This is a genomic window from Acidiferrobacter thiooxydans, from assembly GCF_003333315.1.
GTDB lineage: Bacteria > Pseudomonadota > Gammaproteobacteria > Acidiferrobacterales > Acidiferrobacteraceae > Acidiferrobacter > Acidiferrobacter thiooxydans.
Genome location: NZ_PSYR01000002.1, coordinates 1,610,757 through 1,629,962, shown reverse-complemented (window position 1 = coordinate 1,629,962; position 19,206 = coordinate 1,610,757). Strand labels below are relative to the sequence as shown.

Annotated in this window: 15 protein-coding genes and 2 pseudogenes; 10 read left to right on the top strand and 7 right to left on the bottom strand. The window is 63.0% G+C overall.

Features of this window, described 5'->3' with window-relative positions; genetic code table 11:
- Nucleotides 1–6: 6 nt before the first annotated feature.
- Nucleotides 7–1,065 carry a TQO small subunit DoxD gene (locus tag C4900_RS14925; RefSeq protein ID WP_114283372.1) on the bottom strand — a complete coding sequence of 353 codons (1,059 nt, stop codon included), beginning with the start codon at nt 1,063–1,065 and terminating at the stop codon, nt 7–9.
- A gap of 237 nt (nt 1,066–1,302) precedes the next feature.
- The gene (locus C4900_RS14920; RefSeq protein WP_114283571.1) at nt 1,303–2,499 is read right to left on the bottom strand and encodes an SAM-dependent methyltransferase; all 1,197 of its coding nucleotides are present in this window, start codon (nt 2,497–2,499) and stop codon (nt 1,303–1,305) included.
- Between the two features lie 265 nt (nt 2,500–2,764).
- Here C4900_RS14920 and metE point away from each other — a divergent pair, with 265 nt between their 5' ends.
- The 5 genes from metE to C4900_RS14895 all read left to right on the top strand — a co-directional run bounded on the left by metE (nt 2,765) and on the right by C4900_RS14895 (nt 8,077).
- Nucleotides 2,765–5,053 (top strand): 5-methyltetrahydropteroyltriglutamate--homocysteine S-methyltransferase, encoded by a 2,289-nt coding sequence (metE, locus tag C4900_RS14915; RefSeq protein ID WP_114283371.1) that lies wholly within the window; start codon nt 2,765–2,767, stop codon nt 5,051–5,053.
- 271 nt (nt 5,054–5,324) lie between these two features.
- Nucleotides 5,325–5,663, top strand: a complete 339-nt coding sequence (gene glnK, locus C4900_RS14910; RefSeq protein ID WP_065971379.1) for a P-II family nitrogen regulator — start codon at nt 5,325–5,327, stop codon at nt 5,661–5,663.
- 26 nt (nt 5,664–5,689) lie between these two features.
- Entirely contained in the window at nt 5,690–7,081 is a 1,392-nt protein-coding gene (locus tag C4900_RS14905) for an ammonium transporter (protein WP_083996052.1), read from the top strand.
- 153 nt (nt 7,082–7,234) lie between these two features.
- Nucleotides 7,235–7,612 (top strand): hypothetical protein, encoded by a 378-nt coding sequence (locus C4900_RS14900; protein ID WP_065971380.1) that lies wholly within the window; start codon nt 7,235–7,237, stop codon nt 7,610–7,612.
- A 105-nt stretch (nt 7,613–7,717) separates the two neighbouring features.
- On the top strand, nt 7,718–8,077 hold the full coding sequence (locus tag C4900_RS14895; protein ID WP_211306990.1) for a c-type cytochrome: 360 nt from the start codon (nt 7,718–7,720) through the stop codon (nt 8,075–8,077).
- A gap of 73 nt (nt 8,078–8,150) precedes the next feature.
- Here C4900_RS14895 and C4900_RS14890 read toward each other — a convergent pair whose 3' ends face one another.
- The gene (locus C4900_RS14890; RefSeq protein WP_065971381.1) at nt 8,151–8,570 is read right to left on the bottom strand and encodes a rhodanese-like domain-containing protein; all 420 of its coding nucleotides are present in this window, start codon (nt 8,568–8,570) and stop codon (nt 8,151–8,153) included.
- Nucleotides 8,571–8,810: 240 nt separating this feature from the next.
- Between C4900_RS14890 and C4900_RS14885 the strand changes: the two genes are divergently transcribed.
- The 4 genes and pseudogenes from C4900_RS14885 to C4900_RS16450 all read left to right on the top strand — a co-directional run bounded on the left by C4900_RS14885 (nt 8,811) and on the right by C4900_RS16450 (nt 14,259).
- Nucleotides 8,811–10,202 (top strand): MFS transporter, encoded by a 1,392-nt coding sequence (locus tag C4900_RS14885; protein ID WP_114283370.1) that lies wholly within the window; start codon nt 8,811–8,813, stop codon nt 10,200–10,202.
- A gap of 61 nt (nt 10,203–10,263) precedes the next feature.
- Complete coding sequence (locus C4900_RS14880; protein ID WP_114283369.1) at nt 10,264–11,490, top strand: alginate export family protein; 1,227 nt, start codon at nt 10,264–10,266, stop codon at nt 11,488–11,490.
- A gap of 10 nt (nt 11,491–11,500) precedes the next feature.
- A pseudogene (locus C4900_RS14875) lies at nt 11,501–13,584 on the top strand (molybdopterin oxidoreductase family protein); the annotation flags it as partial.
- Nucleotides 13,585–13,653: 69 nt separating this feature from the next.
- Nucleotides 13,654–14,259, top strand: a complete 606-nt coding sequence (locus C4900_RS16450) for a (2Fe-2S)-binding protein (protein ID WP_411675237.1) — start codon at nt 13,654–13,656, stop codon at nt 14,257–14,259.
- Between the two features lie 507 nt (nt 14,260–14,766).
- On the opposite strand, the gene C4900_RS14870 is transcribed toward C4900_RS16450, so the two are convergent.
- The 4 genes and pseudogenes from C4900_RS14870 to C4900_RS14850 all read right to left on the bottom strand — a co-directional run bounded on the left by C4900_RS14870 (nt 14,767) and on the right by C4900_RS14850 (nt 16,775).
- The gene (locus C4900_RS14870) at nt 14,767–15,144 is read right to left on the bottom strand and encodes an EthD domain-containing protein (protein ID WP_114283368.1); all 378 of its coding nucleotides are present in this window, start codon (nt 15,142–15,144) and stop codon (nt 14,767–14,769) included.
- Nucleotides 15,141–15,797 (bottom strand): annotated as a pseudogene (locus C4900_RS17025) (YbhB/YbcL family Raf kinase inhibitor-like protein). Before C4900_RS17025 ends, C4900_RS14870 begins: the two are co-directional and overlap by 4 nt.
- A gap of 42 nt (nt 15,798–15,839) precedes the next feature.
- On the bottom strand, nt 15,840–16,169 hold the full coding sequence (locus tag C4900_RS14855) for a DMT family transporter (protein WP_065971387.1): 330 nt from the start codon (nt 16,167–16,169) through the stop codon (nt 15,840–15,842).
- 120 nt (nt 16,170–16,289) lie between these two features.
- A complete protein-coding gene (locus C4900_RS14850) occupies nt 16,290–16,775 on the bottom strand; it encodes a GNAT family N-acetyltransferase (RefSeq protein WP_065971388.1) in 486 nt (161 codons plus the stop codon).
- 1,587 nt (nt 16,776–18,362) lie between these two features.
- On the opposite strand from C4900_RS14850, the gene mobA reads away from it, so the two are divergent.
- Complete coding sequence (gene mobA, locus C4900_RS14845; RefSeq protein WP_114283365.1) at nt 18,363–18,923, top strand: molybdenum cofactor guanylyltransferase MobA; 561 nt, start codon at nt 18,363–18,365, stop codon at nt 18,921–18,923.
- Nucleotides 18,924–19,206 lie beyond the last annotated feature (283 nt).

Below are 19,206 nucleotides of genomic sequence, written 5' to 3'. Positions count from 1 at the left end.
TCTCCATCAGGACAGCGCGGCCTTGGCCGTGAACGTCTTGCCGTTGATGTTTTCGAACAGCACCGTGTAGTGTCCGGCCTTGATATGCACAACCTTCGTCGGGTGCAGGGTGATCCAGGCCTTGGCCCCCATCTTGGCCTTGAGGCCAAAGAGTCCCGGCACGAACTTGTTGTAGCGGTAGACGTTCTTGATGTGCCCCTTGACCGCGCTCTCGAGGGCCTTGCCCTTCCAGACCTCCACGACCCCATTCGGCCCCTCGACGGCCACCTTGACGACGTGCGAGGGGGCAGCCGGTGTCCCCCCGTCCAGGTAGGCGAGCACCTTCACGCGACCATCCTTACGGAGGGTGGCGTGGCTCAAGCTGATGTGATGCTTGCTCGGGCTTACCGGTCCGCCGTGGAATTTGGTGAAGATTGAACCGCGGTAATAGTTGTAGAACACGAGCATAAAGAGCGCGGCGATGATGGCAAGGCCCTTGCCCAGCCCCTCGGTCTCGCGGGCCGTGAATGGCGCACTGCCCAGCCAACGGAACCATCCGGCATCCGCAAGGCTGGGATTGCGGCGCAACAGCCAGCTATCGACGGACCACAGGCCGCTACCCGCGACGAATATTGTGCAGCCCATGGCGAAGGTCGATGCCGCCATGGTCCATTCGTCGATGCAGGTGGCGCCTTGCCATCCAAACACCAGCATGAGCGAGACGCTCAAGGCGAGGCTTAGGATGACGCTCGCGCGGGTCAGGATACCGAGAATAAGCCCAAGGCCGCTTATGAGTTCGACTGCGCTGACCAATACGAGCAGGTCGTAGACGAGGGCCGGGTGGTGAAGAATGGCGCTCAGGACATGCCCAAGCCCGAGTACCGCCCCGGGCATGCCCGACTGTAGCTTGTTGGCCATCCAGCTATGCGCGTGGGGGTCGAGTTTTTGGGGGGCGTATATGAAGCGTCGCGTGCCACCGCCCCAATAGATCCAGCCGAGGACGAGGCGTACCGCCAGCACTGCTGCGCCTGACATACGAAATACGGTTGGCTGATCGTAGGTCTGCTCAAGCGCGTGTCGGGCCATGGTTCTCGCTGCTCCGTTGGTATGTCTTTGTTGTTCTGCAAAGTGGCCGCCCGGTGATGCGACGGCCACTGCACTAGAAGAAAACGCTACTAAACCACACGCCCCAGGCGCTCGCAAGAGACCGGGGACCACCGTGGTGCTGACCGCAAGATGTGCAAGGAGGTTCCCTGACAGGGTGCAGCGGTGACCGTGGTCCTTGCCAGAATGCCCCGGGACCGCCGCCAGAGACCCCCGTCTTCAGGCGCTTTCGGCGATCTCGTTATCGAGGTCGTGTTCGGCGTACCAGGCGTCTCGGGTCATGGGTAAGCCCTCGAGCGAGCGGGCCATCTGGATGTGGAAGACCACGAGGTCGCCGATCGCAAACGAGGCCTCGCAGGCGGCGAGGTAGAATTCCCACATGCGCGCGAATCGTTCGTCCCAGCGTCGCACGACCTCGTCCCGCCGGGCCTGAAAGCGCTTCTGCCATTCGTGCAGGGTATATCCGTAATGAAACTTGAGTACCTCGATGTCGGCGACCTTGAGGCCGGCCTTCTCGATCGCGGGGACGACCTCGGAGAGCGCGGGATTGTAGCCACCTGGGAAGATATACCGCCGGATCCACGGGTTGGTCTGGCCGGGTGGGCCGCTTCGGCCAATATGGTGGAGGAGCGTGAGCCCGCCAGGGGCCAGGCGTTCGCGAACCTTGGCAAAGAAGGTCTCATAGTGGGGTGCGCCCACATGCTCGAACATCCCCACGCTCACGACCCGGTCGTACAGACCCCGATGCTCACGGTAATCCTCGAGCCGGAATTGGACGCGGTCGGAGAGTCCGGCCTCGCGGGCGCGGGCGGTGGCCACGCGGTGCTGTTCTTTCGAGAGCGTGATGCCGGTTACATCGACGTCGGCCTCCCGGGCGAGGTGGAGGGCGAGGCTGCCCCAGCCACACCCCACATCAAGCACGCGCTGACCGGGTTTGAGCTCAAGCTTGCGCCGTATGAGTTCGCACTTGGCGACCTGGGCCTCCTCGAGGGTCATATTCGGGTTCGCGAAGTAGGCGCATGAGTAATGCATGTCCTGGTCCAGAAACAACCGGAACAGTGACTCGTCCAGATCGTAATGGTGGGCCACGTGGCGCCGGCTGGCCTGGCGGCCGTTGCCTTGTTCGAGATAGCGCTTAAGGTTCGCGAAAAGCGAGGAGGGGGGTTCGTCGGGGACGTTGCGTAAGAGCACCTCGAGCAACATCGCCAAGCCCTTTGGCGCGTCCCAGGCCCCGTCCATGTAGGTCTCGCCCATCTGAAGCCAGGGATTGCGGATCAGGCGATGGATCGCCGACTGGTCCCTTATAACCCATTCGGCCTCCGGCGATCCCTCGCCGTAGCGCCCCACCTGTCCGTCCGGGTAACGAACCGTCAGGCGGCCGATTTTGATGACGTCGGCCAAGATCTTTTCCAGCATAAGCGTCCTCCGGTAGCGACGTTGCGCGGAGCGCCCGGTGTCCTGGGCCGCCATCCCTGCGATATCCTGTCGAACCGATTCTAGCACCCAAAGACCATGTCATGCCTAGGGGCTTGGCAGTCCGCGACCCCGCCGGCCCGTTCGCCCATTGACTCCGGCCACGGTCGAGGTTAGCCTCGCACAGCCGCTGGCGATCCCCGCGTCGGCGCCGTTTTGCCCCCCAACTTGTCATTCGCTATGGGCGCGTTGCCCCGGAGAGTCGATCTTGAGTCTTGCACACATCCTTGGTTTCCCCCGTCTCGGCCCCGATCGGGAGTTTAAGAAGGCCCTCGAGGCCTACTGGAAAGGGAGTCTGAGCCAACAGGCCCTCTGCGATGTCGGCAAGGATTTGCGGATGCGCGCCTGGAGTGCCCAGAAGGCCGCCGGTCTTGACCTCGTGACGGTCGGCGACTTCGCGTGGTATGACCACGTCTTAGAGACCAGCGCCTTGTTAGGGGTGGTGCCCCCGCGCTTCGAGTGGCAGGGACCGGAGGTGGATCTCGACACCTTTTTCCGCATGGCGCGCGGCGTGGCCCCTACGGGCAAGGCCACGCATGCCTGCGAAATGACCAAGTGGTTCGATACCAACTACCATTACATCGTGCCGGAGTTTCACAAGGGCCAGCGGTTCGCGATCTCCTCGCCGCGGCTCTTCGAGGATGTTGCCGAGGCCAGCGCCGCGGGTTTTCCGGTTAAGGCCGTGCTCCTGGGGCCGCTCACCTACCTGTGGCTGGGCAAAACCAAGGGCGAGGACTTCGACCGCCTGTCGCTGCTGCCCGATCTTCTGCCCGTCTACCAGCAGATCCTAAAGCGTCTCGCAGACCTCGGAGTGGCGTGGGTGCAGATCGACGAGCCGGCACTGGTCCTGGATCTGCCCAAGGCCTGGACGGACGCCTATCCCAAGGCCTACGAAGGGCTTTCGGCGGCGGGTCCGAGGCTTCTGCTGACGACCTATTTCGAGAGCCTGGGGGCCAACCGCGAGTTGGCCTGCAAGCTCCCCACGGCGGGCCTGCATATCGATCTCGTGCGCGGCGCGGATCAGTTGCCCGCGGTCTTGAAGGCGTTGCCGTCCGACAAGCTTCTGTCCGTGGGCGTGGTCGACGGCCGTAACATCTGGCGCGCCGATCTTGAGGCCGCGCTTAAGGTGCTGCGTGCCGCCCAAGGTCATAAGGGGGGGCTTGCCGTGGCGAGCAGTTGCTCGCTGCTGCACGTCCCCGTGGATCTCATGCGGGAGCAGAGGCTGGACGCCGAGATCCGCAGCTGGCTCGCCTTCGCCACCCAGAAGATGGCGGAAGTGGGGCTCTTGAAGCGCGCTCTGGACGAAGGCGACGCCGCTATTGCTCAGGCCCTCGAGGAGAGCCGGCGCGTGGCGCAGGACCGCAAGTCGTCGAAGCGCATCCATGACGCCGCGGTCAAGGCGCGGGTCGCGGCCGTGCAGCCGGCGGATGCGGCGAGAAAGCAGGCGTTCGCCAAGCGGCGCCCGCTGCAGCGCGCCCACCTGAACCTTCCCATGTTCCCCACCACGACCATCGGTTCGTTCCCGCAGACCAACGAGATCCGCACCGCCCGCCGCGACTTCAAGGCCGGGCGCATCAGTGCAGCCGAGTACGAGGAGCGGATGCGCGCCGAGATCGCGCTCGCTGTGCGCAAGCAGGAGGAAATCGGCCTCGATGTGCTCGTGCATGGTGAGGCCGAGCGCAACGACATGGTGGAGTATTTCGGGGAGCAGCTCCAGGGGTTCGCGTTTACCGACTACGGCTGGGTCCAGAGCTATGGTTCCCGCGCCGTGAAGCCCCCGATCATCTTCGGGGACGTATCGCGACCCAAGCCCATGACCGTGGAATGGGCGAAGTACGCGCAATCACTGACCAAGCGGCCCATGAAGGGCATGCTGACCGGTCCGGTCACCATTCTGCAGTGGTCATTCGTGCGCAACGACCAGGCGCGCGCCGATACGGCTTTGCAGATCGCATTTGCCATTCGCGATGAGGTCTGCGACCTGGAGCGGGCCGGCATTCGCGTGATCCAGATCGATGAACCGGCGGTTCGCGAGGGCCTGCCGTTGCGACGCGAGGATCATAAGGCCTATCTGGCATGGGCGGTACGCGCGTTCCGCGTGTCTTCCGCTGGCGTGGGCGACGAGACCCAGATCCATACCCATATGTGTTACGCGGAGTTCAACGACATCATCGAGGCGGTGGCGGAGATGGACGCCGATGTCATCACGATCGAGACCTCGCGCTCGGACATGGAGCTCCTGGACGCCTTCGTGAACTTTCATTACCCGAACGAGATCGGCCCCGGCGTCTATGACATCCATTCGCCGCGCGTGCCATCCACCGAGGAAATGGTCCGGCTCATGCGCAAGGCGGAAAAGGTCCTGCCCCCCGAGCATCTCTGGGTCAATCCAGACTGCGGCCTGAAGACCCGCGGCTGGCCCGAGACCGAGAGTGCCCTGCGCCATATGGTCGAGGCGGCAGAATCGCTCCGCAAGACGAGGGCTAACGCCCCGTAGTGGTGCATTATCAATAGGGTAACCCACCATAATGGTGCGTTACCGCTCCCCGGGGAGGCGAGGAACCGTCCTAAAGCATGGTTTCCGCCTCCCTTTTCTTTGGCACGCTCCCTGCATTGCTCCCATCGCCCGCCTATGCTACGGGCACAGTCACACACCAAGGGGGTAATATGAACGCGCTTCGCACAGCGCCCGTGGTCGCGCTCGGGGGATACGGTCGACGTGTATACGGGCGGCAGGGGCTAACCGCCTTTCTCAAGGAGATCTACTCATGAAACTAATAGCCGCCATCATCAAGCCCTTTAAACTCGACGACGTCCGCGAGGTCTTGTCGGAAATCGGGGTGCAGGGCATCACCGTGACCGAGGTCAAGGGGTTCGGGCGCCAGAAGGGCCATACGGAGCTCTATCGGGGCGCCGAGTATGTCGTCGACTTTCTGCCGAAGGTCAAGATCGAGGTCGCGATCGATGACGACCTTGTGGAGCGCGTGATCGAGGCCATCGGTAAGGCCGCCAACACTGGCAAGATCGGCGATGGCAAGATCTTCGTCTTCGATCTCGAGCAGGCGATTCGCATCCGTACCGGCGAATCCGGACCGGAGGCGCTATGACCATGACCGGCACCCGGTCTCGCTGGATGCGCGGCCTGGTCCTCGCGCTCGCGCTCGGAGTTCTTCCGACCGCGGCGCTGGCGGCCAACGCGGCGGCCCCGGGGGGCTCCGCGGCCACGGCGCAGGTCGTGGCAACACCCGCGGCCGCTCCGGCCCCGGCGGCTACGCCGACCGAGGCTGTGAGCAGCGATGCTAACGCCAAGATCAATCCGGGTGATACCGCCTGGATGCTGGCGTCCACGGCGCTGGTGTTGATGATGACGATACCAGGCCTGGCCTTGTATTACGGCGGCATGGTACGCAAGAAAAATGTCCTCGATACCCTTGCACAAAGCTTCATTGTCACCTGCCTTGTGACCGTGCTCTGGTATGCGATCGGCTATAGTCTCGCGTTCACCAACGGCAATCCCTGGATCGGGGGTTTGTCGCGGGTCTTTCTGCACGGCATGAACAAAGACACGGTCACCGGACTCTCGCTCGCGGTGCCGGAATCCGTGTACATGACCTTCCAGATGACCTTCGCCATCATCACGCCGGCACTCATTACCGGGTCGTTCGCCGAGCGCATGAAGTTCTCCGCGCTGCTATGGTTCATGGGCCTGTGGCTCGTATTCGTCTATTCGCCGATCGCTCACTGGGTCTGGTCATCGGACGGCTGGCTCGCGCAGCTCGGTGCCCTGGACTTCGCGGGCGGCACGGTCGTGCACCTGAACGCGGGCGTCGCAGGTCTTGTCACAGCCCTCGTGTTGGGTAAGCGCAAGGGCTACGGCAAGGAGGCGATGCCGCCGCACAATCTCGTACTCACCGTCATCGGCACGGCGCTCCTGTGGGTGGGCTGGTTTGGCTTCAATGCCGGCAGCGCGGTATCGGCCGGCGGGCGCGCGGGGATGGCCATGGCCACGACCCAGATCGCGACTGGCGCGGCCGCGCTCGCGTGGATGTTCGCGGAGTGGATGGCGCGCGGCAAGCCGAGCGTGCTCGGCATGGTGTCGGGTGCGGTCGCCGGGCTGGTGGCGATTACGCCGGCCTCGGGCTTCGTGGATCCGACCGGGGCGTTCATCATAGGCATCGCCGGCGGCGCAGTATGTTTCTGGACGGCCACCTACATGAAGAACTTCTTTGGGTACGACGACTCCCTGGATGCCTTCGGGGTTCACGCCATCGGCGGCGCGCTCGGCGCGATCCTGACCGGCGTGTTCGCGGTCAAGGCCATCGGCGGGACGGCCGGGGCCCTCGAGGGCAACGACTATCAGGTGGTTAAGCAGTTGATAGACGTCGGGTCGGTGCTGGTCTACGACGCGGTCGTCACCTACATCATCTTGAAGGTTGTCGATGTCATCGTGGGTCTGCGCGTCAGTGAAGAGGATGAGGTCGAGGGTCTCGATCTTAGCCAGCACGGCGAGCAGGTCTACGAGTAGGGTCTCCTCACCCCCAGGGTGTTACGGGCCTCTCGGGGCCCGTTTTTTTCGCGCCCGTTGGCTGCCGCTGTCTGCGTACTCACACGCGATGACGGCTATGTCTTATACTCTCCTGCCGATACCGGAATCCCGGATCAAGACTAAGGAGTTTTCATGCGATACCTGCGCGCCGCGATCTGCGCCGTCCTGTTGGCGGGCAGCCCATTGACCTCGTGCGTGGCCGATACGCTCGCTGCACCGCCCCCCGGGCCTGGCGCCGCGGGAGCGGTCCCGCCGCCCGGGAGCGGCCCGATCCTCAATGGCCCGGGGCAACCGGTCCGGCCGCGAATCCCGGTCCGCGTGCAGCTGCGGCAGCTGGCGCGCCAAGAGCACGTCCTCAAGCGCCGTATGTGGCGGTTACGGATGCGCCGCCGCCAATTTCTGGCCGAGGGTATGCCCTATCATGCCCATCGCGTTCATGAACGCATCATCGCACTTGGTTGGCGTCTGCGCCGCGTGCAGGCGACCGAACGGGCCCTTATGACCCATTAGCCGTCCATGTCCCCAAAGGAATAGTCCGCTGACCGGCGTACCGTGTTAGCATATGATAATAAACGCTTTGTGGTTCTCTGATCGAGACGCTATGAGGGGGTTGTCATGAAGCACGTGGTAAGGAGTTTGGCGGTGGTCGCGGCATTGGGCCTGCCGGGTCTGGCGGTGGCGAACGGGAGTCCGCAGGTCAAGGCGGCGATGACGAGCGCCGGCTGTTTTGCCTGCCATGCCGTGAGCCATAAAGTCATAGGGCCGGCGTATAGCTGGGTGGCTTATGTGTTCGCCCACAAGCCCGGGGCCAAGGTGACACTCGCCCACAAGATCATCACCGGTGGTGCGGGGCGTTGGAATCCCTGGACCGGCGGGATCCCGATGATTCCCCATCCGCAACTGACATTGGCGCAGGCCGAGCAGATGGCCTCCTGGGTGCTGGCGCAAAAGCCAGTGGCCCCGCCCAAGCCTTAGATAGCTGGGCTGAGCCGATTCGTGTCACCGGTCGCGGGCGCCTTCGGGCCCCGCACCGGCCCTCCCGCCGGCATCACCCGAGTTCCCGCCAGGCACGCACGCCCCCCGCGACCGAGTAGGCGCGTTCGTATCCCATTGAGCGCAGAAGCTGCGCGGCATGCAGGCTGCGTTTGCCGGAATTGCACAGACACAGCAGGACGTTACCCTTCTGGTAGTGATGCTTGTTGATGATCGACAGGAACAGGCGCGCGTCCTTCTCCGTCGGCAGGTCGCAGTCGAGGATCTCTTGTTCCTCGTCGGTCAGCTTATGGCCGAGGATCTTCTTTAAATCAAACAGCGGTACCGACTCGGCCTCGGGTATTTCTCCTTCGAGTTCGAGTTCCGTCGGCTGGCGCACATCGATCAGCGTGGCGATCTTCAAGCCAATGATCTCCTTGGCGGTCTCCGGCCGAATCTCCAGCGGGGGATCTTGTGTCGGTATCGCGGCAACCATAAAACGGGGCCCTCCCGAGGCTTAGGTTATCGCTAGTATAGCGCGCACCCCCCGTGAAAGCCTGCGCCTTCTCGGCCCGCATGGCCGTTGACGCACCATAAGGACGCACGCTGCCCCGTCCTCGACCACGCCGGTCCGCCACGACCCGCAGTTTTTCCCCAATTTGCATCAGGGAGGCGCCCTGTCCCTTGTGCACGAAACTTGCTTTAGCCCGGGGACGACATCCTTTCGGAGACCGAAATGGCGAAGATTTGGGATCACCTGCGTAGCGGCGACTGGCGGTCGCTCGTGGCGAGCTTTTTATATTTTGATACCGGGTTCACGGTGTGGCTGTTATTTGGACCCCTGGCCCCTTACATGGGGCCACGCCTGCACTTAGCCCCGGCCGCCATGGGATTCCTGGTGGCGGTGCCGGTACTAAGCGGCGCGTTGCTGCGGGTGCCGCTCGGGCACCTCTACCAGACGCTCAACGGACGCACGATCGCGCTCATGGGCATCATGCTCTCGGCGCTTACGCCCCTGTATTTGCTGTTCGCGCCGGTGGCCCCCACCTTGGGCGTCCTGCTGGTCCTGGGCGTGTTGCTCGGGGTGGGTGGGGCGAGTTTCGCGGTGGCCTTGCCCATGGCCGGCAGCGGCTATCCGCCCAAGGTGCAGGGCCTGGTGTTGGGGCTTGCCGCGGCCGGTAACATTGGCGCAGTCCTGGATGGTGTCCTGTTCCCGCCGCTTGCCCGCCATTATGGCTGGCAATCGGCCATGACCGCGGTACTGCCGCTTTTGGCGCTCGCCGCGCTCGCCTTGTGGGTGTGGGGCCATGACCGTGCGCCCAAGGCCGGCTCCGTCCCCCGGGCGCTCATGGGGTTTTGGGGAAGTCTCGTTTTTCTCGCGGTACTCGTCATGGTCGTTCACCAGGGATGGCTCGGTGTCAGCGGTCATCCCGCGGTGTTGTTGTTACCGGTTTTTGGCATGGCCTTCATGGTCACGCTTCTGCCGTCCGTGCAGCGCGCGGTGTTCCGTGAAGGCGATGCCTGGGCGTTCTTTCTCATCTACGCGATCACCTTCGGCGGCTTCGTGGGCATGTCGGCTTACGTCAGCGTCTTGCTGATCGCGCTCTACCATATCCCCAAGGTCACCGCCGGCCTGCTTATGGCCGGGCTTGCCTTTACCGGGGCCACGGTGCGCCCCCTGGGCGGCCTGCTGGCAGACCATGCTGGCGGCCCACGCGTTCTGCGTTACGCCCTTTCCGCTATCGCGCTCGTCGATCTCGTATTCGCGTTTTTCGTGCCGGCGCCCGCGGTCGGGATTGCCGCCCTGTTCGCGCTTTACCTTGGTTTTGGTGTCGGCAACGGCGCGACCTTTCAAATGGTCCCGCTGCGTTGGCCGGAGCGCCGTGGCCTCATGACCGGCCTCATAGGCGCCGCCGGCGGCATCGGCGGCTTCTATCTTCCGGTTGTCCTCGGCATCGTAAAACAGGCCACGGCGAGCTATCGCGGCGGCTTTGCGGTGTTCGCGGGTCTGGCCATGGCGGCGACACTGCTTGTCCAGGCCCGTGGCCGGCGCTGGGCGCTTTCGACCCAGGAAATCGACACCGGGACCCCACCGGTCCCCAAGGGGGCGGCCATCGAGAGCGACTGAAGGATCGGCTCGGGTTCATCCAAACCGCTTTACATAATGTCATAAGGGAGGAAGTTGCAGTATGCGGAATTCGCAGAGAATGGTGGTTGCGGCGCTGCTGGCCGCGACCGCAGGGGCGGCATCGGCCCACGGACTGGGGTATGCCTTGACGCACGGAACCATCGATCTGTCTTTGCGGCCTCGTTACGAGATCGTAAAACAACCGGGGAAGAAGGAGGCGCACGCCTTTACCCTGCGCACGCTGCTTGGTTATGAGACCGCAAGCTATGAGCACCTGCGTGTCTTGCTGCAGCTTATCAATGTCGCGAGCTTCGTGAACGACTACAACAGCCTCTTGAATCACAAGACCCAGTACCCGGTTATTCCAGACGCCGCCGCGACCAACGTGAATCAGGCCTATTTGAGCTACTCGGGGCTGCCGGCCACAACGGTGCGCGCCGGCCGCCAGATCATTGTGTTGAACAACGGACGGTTCGTGGGCAACGTCGATTTCCGCCAAAACATGCAGACCTTCGATGCCGTGAGCCTGGCGAACCACAGCCTCCGGCATCTCACCTTGTATGCGGCCTATAGCTGGCGCATCAAGGATATCCTGAACGCACTCATACCGGCGCGCGTGACCTTGTTGAACGCAAGTTACCTGTTCGCGCCCAAGAGTGTGGCATCGGTCTACAGCTACACCTACGAAAACCGCGCCCACACCGTCATCCCTGGGGCGGCGGGCTGTGATGTCCCCGGCGGGCCCGCCGTGTGCAATAGCGAGACCGCGGGTATCCGGGTCGCGGGCCAGGCACCTATCACCCCGGGCCTGCGCATCCTCTATGACGCCGATTATGCCCATCAGTCCCCGGCAGGGGGCGGCAGCGCACTCATCCACGCCAGCTATTATCATGCCGGCGGGGGTCTTGGCATCGGGCCGGCGTTCGTGCGTGTCGATGAGGAGGCCATGGGTAGCAATGGCGCCGGGACCTACGGATTTCAGACGCCGCTTGCCACCAAGCACCTGTTCAACGGCTGGGCCGAGGTGTTTCTCGTAACCCCGCCGACGGGCTTGCGCAGTTCCTATGTCACAGTCGGCGGAAAGCTACTGGGTACCCAGCTCATGGCCCGCTACTACCGGTTCCAGGCCTATCACACGAGTGAACGCTACGGCCATGAATGGGACCTGTCGGCGATATACCCCTTCCGTCCCGGACTCGTCGCCGGCGTGCAGTACGCGGACTATCGTGCTGACCACTATGCGGTGAATACGCGCGCGGCATGGGTGTTCGTGTCCTATCACTATTGAGGGACCTGCCATGATGATTCAGGTCGCGCCCGAGGCCGGGCGCCGGGAGACGCGCTCGGTGTGCCCCTATTGCGGCACCGGCTGCGGCGTGATCCTGGAGCACGACGACGCGCATGTGTTCGCGGTGCGCGGCGACCCGCACCATCCCGCCAACTTCGGGGCACTGTGCACGAAGGGGCGGGCACTGGCCGCGACCATAGACAAGGAACGTCTGACAAGCCCGCTGCGGCGCGCGCATCGCGGGGCCCCGCCTAAGCGCGTGTCCTGGGACGCGGCCCTCGGCGAGGCTGCGTCGCGCTTTGCGGCGGTGATCGCCGAGCATGGCCCGGAGGCTTGCGGCTTCTATGTTTCCGGACAGCTCAGTACCGAGGATTACTATGTCGTCAACAAGCTCGCCAAGGGCCTGATCGGCACCAACCACATCGATACCAATTCGCGGTTGTGCATGGCGTCGGCGGTGAGCGGTTATAAGGCGAGCCTCGGGCAGGACTCGGTGCCGGGTTGTTATGAGGACTTGGAGCACGCTGACGTGATCCTCGTCGCTGGTGCCAACCCGGCGTTTGCCCACCCTGTCCTGTTTCGTCGGATAGAGGCGGCGCGCGCCCGCAAGCCCGGACCGTTTCTCATCACCGTCGATCCCAGGCGCACGGCCACGGCCTCGGGCAGCGACCTGCACGTGGCGCTAAGCCCCGGGACCGATGTCGCATTCTTCCATGGGATCGTGCATATCCTCCTGCGTGACGGCCGTGTCGACCGGCATTTCATCCGCGAGCACACCGAGGGCTTCGAGGCCTTGCGCGATCTCGTCTACGACTATCCCCCGAGACGGGTGGCGGACCTCTGCGGTATCCCGGTGGAGGTCTTGGAGGAGGCCGCCGCCGTCTGGGGGAGGGCGCGCGCCGCGACCTCGCTCTGGTGCCAGGGCCTCAATCAATCGAGCCACGGCACCGACAAGAACCGCGCGCTTATCAACCTGCATCTAGTGACCGGCCAGATCGGGCGACCGGGGGCTGGACCTTTCAGCCTCACAGGCCAGCCCAATGCCATGGGTGGCCGCGAGGTGGGCGGTATGCCGCAACTCCTCCCGGGGCATCGGGAGATCGCCAACGATGCCCATCGTGCCGAGATCGCGGCGCTTTGGGGTATCCCGACGCTCAATCCGACGCCGGGACTCACGGCTGTTCCGCTCTTCTCGGCGCTTGCGAAAGGGCACATCAAGGCCTTGTGGATCGCCTGCACCAACCCGGTCGTGAGTCTCCCGGAGACGCGGCTGGTGGAGGCCGCGCTGCGCGCCGCGTCGTTCGTCGTGGTGCAGGAGGCCTTCCACCCGACCGAGACCGCCGCGTTTGCCGATCTGCTCTTGCCGGCGGCAAGCTTCGCCGAACGCGATGCCGTGGTGACCAATTCCGAGCGCCGCATCAGTCTCATGCGTCAGGCGGTTCACCCCCCGGGGGAGGCCTTGCCGGACTGGCAGATCTTTCGGGATTTCGCCCATGCCCTGGGATCGGCACTCGATGCCACGCCGGTGGCGCAGGTGGCGGGTGAGACCCACGCCCGGCGCGCGCGCCGGCTGTTTGCTTTCGCTACCCATCGTGACGTGTTCGACGAGTACAAGACGTGCACCGCGGGGCGCGATCTCGATATCACCGGACTCGATTGGTCACGACTCGAGGCTGGACCGCAGCAATGGCCCTACCCTCAAGGGGCGAGCGGCGGGCAGGCGCGTCTCTATACCGATCATGTCTTCGCCACCCCCAATGGCCGCGCACGACTCGCGGCCGTGAGCTTCCAGCCGGTGGCCGAATCGGTGTCCGCGACCTATCCCTGGCATCTCACTACCGGGCGTCTGCGCGATCAGTGGCACACCATGAGCCGCACGGGATTGAGCCCTGGACTCTTCGCGCACGCCCCCGAGGCCTTGTTGTCAGTGCATCCGCGCGATGCCGCAGGCCTTGGCATCTGCGACGGGGATCTCGTGACTGTGGAGAGTCGCCGCGGCGCGGCCACGGTGCGTGCCCGTACGCATGAGGAGGTCCCCCCGGGACCGTCTTTTTGCCCATGCATTTCGGCGCACGCTTCAGTGCTTGTGGCGCGGCGAATACGCTGACCGACGCCTCGGCGCGCGACCCGGTATCGAACCAGCCGGAGTTGAAACATGCGGCCGTGGCGGTGCGCAAGGCCGCGCTTCCCTGGCCGGGGCTGGTCATACGGCGCGTGGAGCCGGGGTTGTGGGAGGCGGCGCGCGCGCTCCTGCCGGAGCTGTCGTATGGGGCGCTTGCCCGCCATGATTCCCTGTTAGGCGAGGTCCTGGTCCTGCGCCTAGCCTTCGCCGAACGGCCTGGCGAGGATTGGGCGCGGCGCTTGGCCGCCCTGTTCGCGCTCCATGACGGCGAGGTGGTAGGTTATCAGGACAGTCGCGGCGTCAGTAAGCAGGCCCTGCTACGCAACGATCGCCTCTGCGGTGTCTGCCTCTTGGGGGACGACACCACCGGGGCCTGGCTTTTGGATCTCTTGCTCGCAGGGGCCGATGTCGGGGCATGGCGCCACCACCTCGTCGCCCCTGTGGTCCCGGCCGCCGCGGGGGCACCGCGCGGACGCCTGGTCTGTCAGTGCCGCGCGGTTTCCGAGGAAGACATCCGCCAATCGATCAAGGCCGGGGCGCTCACTGTCGCGGCCGTGGGCTTGCGCTGCGGGGCCGGCACTGAGTGCGGCTCGTGTCGCCCCGAGATCGCCGCTCTCCTTAGCGAGAAGCCCGTGTTATCCGCATAGCGCGTTGGCGTGTTCCGTTCCAAGACGGGGTACATCCCTGGCAAGGACCAGGGTCCGGTCCTTCCGGTTCGCGCCCCAAGACGAGAACGAAACCGCGCTTTGAACCACAAGCCTCGTTAGGGCCTGTTCTTCTCATTCTTGCCAGACGGAATCACATACTGAACGCCGGTGGCTCACCGTGGCGACACGGACGCCATATGCCAGACACGGCTCGTGGGCCCGGAGGTCGGCCCTTGAATTCCGCACTAGCGCCGTGGACTGGCCACTCGGTCTGCCGCGAGGCGCCAATGGGCTCCTCGCCGCGCGCCCGGAATTACCGAACCCAATAAACCCCGCGGCCGACGAATGCGAAACGCCTCCTGACTCGCAAATGCTAGACCGGAGCAAACACCACCCACCCCCTTGGAGGCAAATAGGAGGCGCATTATCAAAGCGTGCATGCCCGCTCCGAAATTAAGGTAGGAACCCCCTCGGCGGCAGGGTCGACACGGCGCCCTGAAATAAAGCCTAGCCATTCTCCTTCACGAGCACATGCTCTTGCGTAAAGAACGCGGCGGATTGAGAAAAGTCGATGAATTTCGCTTCATCATCGAGAAAGACGGAACGAGGCCTTTGTCCCTCCGCAGAGCTAATTGCGTCAACAAAATCCTCTTCCGACTCCCACCAGATTTCCGCGACCCCATCGTATTCCTGCGACATCCCGCGGGACCTTCGCACGTCTTCGTTAAGCGGTGTATCAATCGTATGGCTTTGCACATACCGCCTGGCTTTGTAAGCCGACGCAAACCTTTGGAAAAGTGGCCCGTGATGCGTGCGCCAATATTCCTGAAATTCCTTCCGCGACATTTCTGGACGCCGCCTAACGCACATCACCAATTTAATCATGGCCTATATAACTCCTTACCGTCATCCCCGTTGCCGGACATAACCACGATAGCAGGGGTTCCATAAACGAACAATTGTTCCAATTTCTCGTATACTCCCACCAAGTAGCCCTTTGCTAGGACATGGCCTGTCATGGCCTTTATCATGTCTCTGCGGCCTGGCGTCCGTGGAAATAATGACAGGCGCCTATCCAAAGCAAATACCTGGAAGTCATAGTGGTGCGGCCCATGCCCCGCTATGGGGCTCGGTCCCATGTAGGCCGGCCGACCCAATGTATTTCTCCCTATACTCAGGCCATGCCGCGACCCATTGTCCATGGTGGCAGGCACCGTAGGAATGTCGCCTTCCCGCAGGCGAGCACTGACCGTCACGTCTGCGATATAGTATGCGATGCCATGCACGAATGGCATGGGGAGAGGCGCGTCTTAGTCTTCGATAATGACTACCATGCTCTTTGCCCCAATAGGCAGGTTACGCCATTCCAGAGGCGGCGACAGGTTTGCGCCAAACTGGGTATATTTCTCTGGAATGCGGTCATTTTCGAGAAAGGCCGCGCTGGAAATAACCAGAGCGTCCGGCCCATTAATCAGGCGAGCATCATTTATCGCAAGACGCTTTGTCCCTGCGCGAACGTGCCGCAACAGCCTTCCCATCATGGCCGCATTTCCCGGTGTCATCCCATTCACGTACGCCGCTCAGTGTGCCGCAGCCTTGGAGTAAATATGGAGCACGATCACGCCAGAGACAATGAGCGCGATACCGATGAACGATGCCACATCAAGAGGCTGACGGTAAAGTACCCAACCCGCCAGGATAATCAAGGCAACACCGACACCGGACCAGATTGCGTAGGCCACGCCAAGCGGAATAGTGCGCAGGGCAAGCGAAAGAAAGTAGAGCGCTGACGCATATCCGACCGCCACAAGAAGCGATGGTGCCCAGCAAGTAAAGCCATTTGCCGCCTTGAGCGCCGAAGTGGCCACAACCTCAGACACGATTGCTATCGACAAATATAACCATGGCATATGTTGCGTCAACCTCTTCAGGTTCGGCGTCCTAGCGCATCGGCGGACAATATCTGATGTATCCTTAACGTCACGCTAAATGGCGCGCTGTGCTTTGAGACGTCGCGTTCGACAGTAATTTTAGGTTGCATTTATTGGAAGTCGCAGATGAATAAGCACCGTCCGATCTCCTTTCTTGTCTTGTCGTTCTTCCATCGCATAAGGCTGAAAGCGCAATTTATGGTAAAGCAGCAGGCCGGCAACGTTGTGATTGAAGCAAGACACCGTTACCTCGGAGGCCCGATGCCTTGAAATAGCGAGACCAATCATCTGGTCGATGAGGTAGCGGCCCACCCCGTGCCTGCGGGCCGCCAGGGAAACGATAACATTGCCAATGGAGCAACGACCGCCAAATTCCCAGTGATAGAAATTGGCAAAGGCTATGACTTCACCACCAAGCTCCACTACCGTTGAGTCCGAACGCTGCGCTACGGCATCCCGCAATTGCGAAGAGGACAATGGGAATTCCGCCTTTGGGAACATGAAAAAGAGCTCGTCTTCACTTTGCGCAAGACCGCAAACGATTGGAACGTCTTTGTCCTCAAGAGGGCGATGCGTCAGCAACATGCTTCAGGCGGCGTAATATGGGACTGGCAGGCCGCGAGGCTTTTCACGCAGGTCCTGTTCAGAGAATGGTTAAGAGAATGGTTATATGTCATGTATTCGCGCTAGGCATGTTGCGAGGGTGTCTTGCCGCACAGCAATCTGGTCTTTGTTTCCTGTGTTTGAGAGTGTCGCCGCCTCCTAGAGAGCATTTCAGTCATCGAGCGCCCCTGTTATATGGTGACGTATTTTGGGCGTCAAATAAACCCACGGGTTTCGGGCGAGTGTAACATGGACGATTTCCTGCAAAGAAATCGATCTTGGGCGCCGGCGCCAGCCGCGATCTCAAAACCTAAGGCCGGGAGACGTTCGCGAAAATGAAATATCTTTGCCTTAAGAACCCCAGGGAGGGGGCGAGCGCCAACAGGAGACTTGCCATCAATCAAGGCGACTCGCTGGGGGCGGGGCGCCTGGGCGATCAAGGGGCGTTGCCATAAATCGGGAACTATCATTATGTTGGCTGCGCCCGCAAGTTCTTTGACCGCTGGGACTTCCGGGCCATCCATGGCGCCTGCCTGCGGTCGTGACTGCCGCCAAGATGCTGAGCGCCATATGGCGCGACGCCTGGCCTATACGAAGCCCCGCCCACCCACGCGGTCGCCGAAGGCACCAATGGGATGAATGCAGCTCATCAAAGCTAAGGCCCTGGACTATCGCCGCTTCACCCAATATCGCATCGCCATTCTTTTCCAATGCGGGGGGCTTGATCTTGATCCTTTGGGGTGTGCGCCATGACTGTTCGTCCGCCTACCCGTACGAAAGCCGGAAGGGCCCTCTTTTTTCGGCGCGGTCGTTCGGCGGGGGTCATGGGGCGGACTTTGGGGTCGAGCGGTCTTTTGACCCCGCCGTTTATCGAGTCGGCTACCTAAACGGCACACGGCGAAATTGCGTTGTCGCCGGCCATGACGCCAGGGGCGAGCGCGCGGCCGCTAGCTATACCGGAGTTGAGACCGCCTTATGCCGCACGTGGCCTGAACTCAACGACGTCGATCCCTCGTCTGTCTCTGTGATGTTTGCGGGAAACCCCCGACCTGGCCCCATAAGCGTTTTTCCGAGCCCCGGCCCATCAACGGGACGCGCAGTCGGTCGTAGTCGGCTACGGCGGCATGGGTGGCTTTAGACGCATACAATCTCTACGGATGCGGGTTGAGTCCTCTCGGGTGGCTTGTCTCGACCAAGGCCCGAAAGAGTCCGGGCGGCTTGCCACATGAAGGACCGGCTTCTAGCCCGCAGGGCTTGCGTCGATCCCCGCTCATGGTGTCCTGGAGGAATCTTCGCGGCCGGGAAGGGGGAGGGTACCATCGAGTAGGCTTACGCCCCGTGGGTTCGCGGGCCGCATACCGAGGAGGATGATGTCTGTGCTAAGGCCGGCGACCATGGCGGCGTGCAAGTCCGCGGCCGCCATTGCCGCCATACGGGTCCCTGGAGGCGTGCCGCGCAAGGCCGGTCGCGTTCACCCCGTCAGGCCTTGTACGATGGGCTTACCCCCACCGATCACGCCGGCCCCGGCCTGAATACGGATGGGGCGGGTATGAAGCGTCGGGAGGTCAGATGAGTGGGGGCGTTTTGCCGGTAACGGGGGTTGTGCTTGCGGGCGGGGCCGGCCGGCGCATGGGTGGTCAGGATAAGGGGTTTGTGATGTGGAGGGGCGAACCGCTGATTCTCAATGCCCTGCGGCGCCTTGCGGGCCTGCCGCAGGTCCTTATCAGCGCCAACCGCTCGCTCGCACGGTACCGCGCCTTGGGCTACGAAGTGGTGGTCGATGAGCGCGACGATTATCAGGGTCCGCTCGCGGGCCTTCGCGCAGCCTTCCGCCAGGCATCCCATCCCTGGGTGCTGTCGGTGCCCGTGGATACCCCCTGTCTGCCCGCTGACCTCGTCGCGCGCCTATGGGACCGGCGTGTCCCCGGGGGGATTGTTGTAGCCCGGAGTTCCCGTGGCCCCGAGCCCCTCGTATGCCTTGCGGATGCCTCCCTAGGTGCGCGCCTGGAGTCTTATTGGGGGGGCGGTGGCCGACGCGTGCAGGGGTGGTTCATGGGGGCGCCAACGACATGGTTCGATCTCCGTGAGGCCGAGGCGATCAACTGTAATGAGCCGGCGGATTTGTGCTGAGGGACCGGCGCCGCGCGCCGGCTCTCGGAGTGTCCGGGGCGCGATGCGCTCCTCATGTTCGGCGTAGGGGGGATGGATACGTGGCGGGCCATGATCGCTCCTCGATTGTGGGGCAGGACTCCCGCGTTGCGCCGCGATATCGTCCAATGTTTCCTGCCTCGATGTCCGAAAGAAGGCCGCCACCAAGCCCGGTGTTGCCCTCCCTGGTCGCGCCTGCCCTCGAGCGATACACCCACGCGAATCCGGGCACGCTTTCACGGTGGGTCTCCGGAACATCGGCCCA

What these genes read in the sequence shown, in the direction of transcription:
- C4900_RS14925 (WP_114283372.1), bottom strand. Translation starts at nt 1,065, where the DNA reads ATGGCCCGACACGCGCTTGAGCAGACCTACGATCAGCCAACCGTATTT.
- C4900_RS14920 (WP_114283571.1), bottom strand. Translation starts at nt 2,499, where the DNA reads ATGCTGGAAAAGATCTTGGCCGACGTCATCAAAATCGGCCGCCTGACG.
- glnK (WP_065971379.1), top strand. Translation starts at nt 5,325, where the DNA reads ATGAAACTAATAGCCGCCATCATCAAGCCCTTTAAACTCGACGACGTC.
- C4900_RS14905 (WP_083996052.1), top strand. Translation starts at nt 5,690, where the DNA reads ATGCGCGGCCTGGTCCTCGCGCTCGCGCTCGGAGTTCTTCCGACCGCG.
- C4900_RS14900 (WP_065971380.1), top strand. Translation starts at nt 7,235, where the DNA reads ATGCGATACCTGCGCGCCGCGATCTGCGCCGTCCTGTTGGCGGGCAGC.
- C4900_RS14895 (WP_211306990.1), top strand. Translation starts at nt 7,718, where the DNA reads ATGAAGCACGTGGTAAGGAGTTTGGCGGTGGTCGCGGCATTGGGCCTG.
- C4900_RS14890 (WP_065971381.1), bottom strand. Translation starts at nt 8,570, where the DNA reads ATGGTTGCCGCGATACCGACACAAGATCCCCCGCTGGAGATTCGGCCG.
- C4900_RS14885 (WP_114283370.1), top strand. Translation starts at nt 8,811, where the DNA reads ATGGCGAAGATTTGGGATCACCTGCGTAGCGGCGACTGGCGGTCGCTC.
- C4900_RS14880 (WP_114283369.1), top strand. Translation starts at nt 10,264, where the DNA reads ATGCGGAATTCGCAGAGAATGGTGGTTGCGGCGCTGCTGGCCGCGACC.
- C4900_RS14870 (WP_114283368.1), bottom strand. Translation starts at nt 15,144, where the DNA reads ATGATTAAATTGGTGATGTGCGTTAGGCGGCGTCCAGAAATGTCGCGG.
- C4900_RS14855 (WP_065971387.1), bottom strand. Translation starts at nt 16,169, where the DNA reads ATGCCATGGTTATATTTGTCGATAGCAATCGTGTCTGAGGTTGTGGCC.
- C4900_RS14850 (WP_065971388.1), bottom strand. Translation starts at nt 16,775, where the DNA reads ATGTTGCTGACGCATCGCCCTCTTGAGGACAAAGACGTTCCAATCGTT.
- mobA (WP_114283365.1), top strand. Translation starts at nt 18,363, where the DNA reads ATGAGTGGGGGCGTTTTGCCGGTAACGGGGGTTGTGCTTGCGGGCGGG.